Here is a 3,404-nt window from a genome sequence, read left to right as displayed (position 1 = left end):
ATTTTAATGTCAATTACCTACTATTCCTATCGACATAGAAATTTTACTCAAAACAAATAGTTAGTGAGCCAAAATTTAAAACCTATCAAAATTATTAATAGGAAATTAGAAATTGAAAGCAACGATAATTTATGCAGACACTGCAGGTGTAGGAAGATTACAGCCATCAGTCATTGAGAAAATAAATCTCTACAATAAAATACACGGATCGGAGGGAAAAGCTGGCGTAAAAGTCATGGCCCAAGAGGCCATTTCTTCCCTTAAAATCGGAATTTCAAAATTAATTAACTGCACCCAAGAGGATATTGGGATTACTGGTAACACCACAGAAGGAATTAATATTATAGCCAATGGATACAATTGGCAAAAAGGAGATAGAGTTTTAATTCCTGATAATGAATATCCAGCAAATGTATATCCCTGGTTGAGTTTAAAAAAAATAGGGGTAGAAGTAGATTTTATTCCCACCAATAGAGGAGTAATTGATTTAGGTTTAATCCAATCACATCTTCATTCCAAAACAAAAATCCTTGCGCTTAGTCATATTGGTTACCTTTCCGGATATAGAGCACCCATTGATGAAATAGGTAAATTTTGTAAAGAGAATGGTGTTGACTTTTTTGTGGATGCTGCTCAGAGTGCAGGGCTTATAGAATTAGATGTACAAAAATCCCATATTTCAGCCTTAGCCACATGTGGATGGAAATGGCTAATGGGCCCAGTAGGCACTGGCTTTATCTACTGTTCAAAGGAATTTATCCAAAGGATAACCCCCACTTTTGTAGGTATGGATGCCCTAGAGGAAGACAACCTTTTTGCTCCGAAATTTCCCATTCGCTTTTTTTCTGATGCAAGAAAATTTGAATATAGCTCATTAAATATTGGTGCAATCGTGGGGCTAAATGAAGCTATTAACATTATTAATTCCGCCCCCAACATAGAAGAAAAAACACTTCGCCATGTAAGCTATCTTCATACTTTCTTAAAAGAAGCTGGATTTAAAACCTATTTGAAAAATAAGATTCAAAAAGAAAGCCCTTCGGGAATATTATCAGTAAAGCACCCCAAACTAAGTACGAAAGAACTCCACGACCATTTCATCAACAATAATATTCACACAGCATTATGGCATGGTTATATACGCTTTTCACCCTCCTATCTTACAACAAAAGAAGAACTGAAAAACCTTAAAACAATTATAAACAACAAACTACTAACTACTTAAATTTTATGAAAAAGCCCATTATTTATGATGATCATACAGATCCATCAAAAACAGAATTGCATTATTATATAGATACTAGGTTGGGGAAGAAAACATGCAAAGCCATGTGCGAGTTTTGCTGGTTAAAAAGAGATCATTTAAGCGAACACGTAGAAGAGCCAGAAGTAGCGCTTCAGAGGATTAGAGGCTTGGCTAAAAAAGGCTATACTGTCATTCCTATGGTGTCTGACAGCTTTGCTGAAAATGGAAAGTACTTAAAGACTGAATTATTTTATAAAAACGATGAATGGTATTTTGAGAATGCCGCATGGAGTAGTGGAAGGCCCTTGTTACAAGACAATCATGAAGAATTATTGGACTTATGTGTCAAAAATAAGATTGACACCATTATTATGACAAGCCACGGGACGGAAAACAAAGAAAAAGATTTTAAAGGGCTTACTCAACCCACCGTAGTGATAGATGCTATTAAAAATATTCGCAACTTTGAAAAGAAGAGAGATTACTCCTTTAAGATCATACTTACCTTCACACTCAGCCGGGAAAATATGTCCGAAAAAAGTGTGAAATCTTATTTTGATCATTGTGAAAAATTAGGGGTAGATGTCATTCGCTTTAATCGTTTTGCAGATGTTCAAGGTATATATCCTGAACTCCGTATGACTAAGGAAGACACTATTCAGTCCTACAAAACAATGAAAAAGGTGTACGAGGAGCATCCGGGATCTGTACAATTAAGTGTTAGCGAAGATTTTGGAAACTGGGGAGTAGAGGTAATGGGCTTTCCTGAAGGTGTAGGAAATTGTGTAGCGGGTGAAAGATTATTCGGTGTGGTTTATCCAAATGTTTATGTGTGCCCAGTAAACCTCACCTTAAAAGTTGGGGAAATAGATGAAAATTATAACATCATTTGGGACCAAAGCGTCATTGATTCATTATTGAAGGCTAAAAAACATCCTGATTTTGGTGGTTGTATTGGGGTAGCCTATCCCCATTTTGAAGAAATAAGAGATTATTTCGACGACCTTGTAAAACATGGGGAATCCTCTATTAAAAAAGTAGAAGAATTATGACTCAAAATAAAATCATTGACCTGAGGTCTGATACGGTAACAAAGCCGACGAAGGCCATGCGTAAAGCCATTGCCAATGCAGAGGTAGGAGACGATATGTATGGAGAAGATCCAACCGTGTTAGAACTTGAAGAAGAAATAGCAAATTTGCTTGGGAAAGAAAAAGCTTTGTTTTTGCCAACGGGAAGCATGGCAAATCAAATTGCAATTAAGGCGCAAACACAGCCTGGTGATGATATTTTTGTAGGACAAAATGCGCATAATTGGATGTTTGAATCGGGAGCAACAGGTTTTATATCTTCCGTTCAAATTACGGTTTTACCGGGTGATGGCAGATACGATGCTAACGCTGTAAGAACTCATTACAAACCAGACAATGTAAATTTTGCTCCTACAACATTAATTTCCATTGAAAATACACACAATGTAAGTGGAGGGGTTACTTGGGATCGGAAGGAAGTTCAAAAAGTATTAGAGGCTGCTGATGAATTGGATCTTTCCAAACACTTAGATGGTGCTAGACTTTGGAATGCATCTACCTACTATAATGTTCCTTTAGATGAACTCACAAAAGGTTTTGACACTGTTTCTGTATGCCTGTCGAAAGGTTTGGGAGCTCCTGTAGGTTCTTTACTGGCAGGAAATGAGCAGGTGATGAAAAAAGCTTATCGATTACGTAGAATTTTGGGAGGTTCTATGCGCCAGGCAGGAATTATGGCGGCAGGAGGGCTTTATGCAATACGAAATCACCGAGAAAAAATTCAGGATGATCATGAAAATGCACAACTCTTGGCCCTAGGCTTAAATAAAATTGATGGGTTTTCAGTGGATATAATCAAAACACAAACGAATATGGTCATTTTAGATATTACAGACCCTAATGTCAGTACGCAACAGCTAGTTGCCGAAGCAAAAAAGGAAGGCCTACTTTTCCTTTCTTTGTCTGACAAAAGAATTCGATTGGTAACACATTTAGATGTCAGTAGGGAAGATTGTATAAGAGCATTGGATATTTTGTCGAAAATATCCAATAAAGCTCTTGTTTACTCTTAATACCTTAGATTTCTCAGAACTAACGTTTTTCAATAAAAGAATTAATTTTTATTC

General features: G+C 36.6%; 3 protein-coding genes. All 3 read left to right on the top strand.

Going from position 1 to position 3,404, the window contains the following annotated elements; all coding sequences use genetic code 11:
* Positions 1–112 precede the first annotated feature (112 nt).
* From E1171_RS04420 to ltaE, 3 genes are read left to right on the top strand one after another with little or no spacing between them, the layout of a single operon-like run.
* The gene (locus E1171_RS04420; protein WP_155204491.1) at positions 113–1,225 is read left to right on the top strand and encodes an aminotransferase class V-fold PLP-dependent enzyme; all 1,113 of its coding nucleotides are present in this window, start codon (positions 113–115) and stop codon (positions 1,223–1,225) included.
* A 5-nt stretch (positions 1,226–1,230) separates the two neighbouring features.
* Positions 1,231–2,298 carry a radical SAM protein gene (locus E1171_RS04415; protein ID WP_155204490.1) on the top strand — a complete coding sequence of 356 codons (1,068 nt, stop codon included), beginning with the start codon at positions 1,231–1,233 and terminating at the stop codon, positions 2,296–2,298.
* Positions 2,295–3,350 carry a low-specificity L-threonine aldolase gene (gene ltaE / locus E1171_RS04410; RefSeq protein WP_155204488.1) on the top strand — a complete coding sequence of 352 codons (1,056 nt, stop codon included), beginning with the start codon at positions 2,295–2,297 and terminating at the stop codon, positions 3,348–3,350. Before E1171_RS04415 ends, ltaE begins: the two co-directional genes overlap by 4 nt.
* Positions 3,351–3,404: the final 54 nt, after the last annotated feature.

The organism is Xanthovirga aplysinae, assembly GCF_009711365.1.
Lineage (GTDB): Bacteria > Bacteroidota > Bacteroidia > Cytophagales > Cyclobacteriaceae > Xanthovirga > Xanthovirga aplysinae.
Note: the sequence above shows the minus strand (reverse complement) of the source record. Positions and strands in the feature narration are given on the sequence as shown.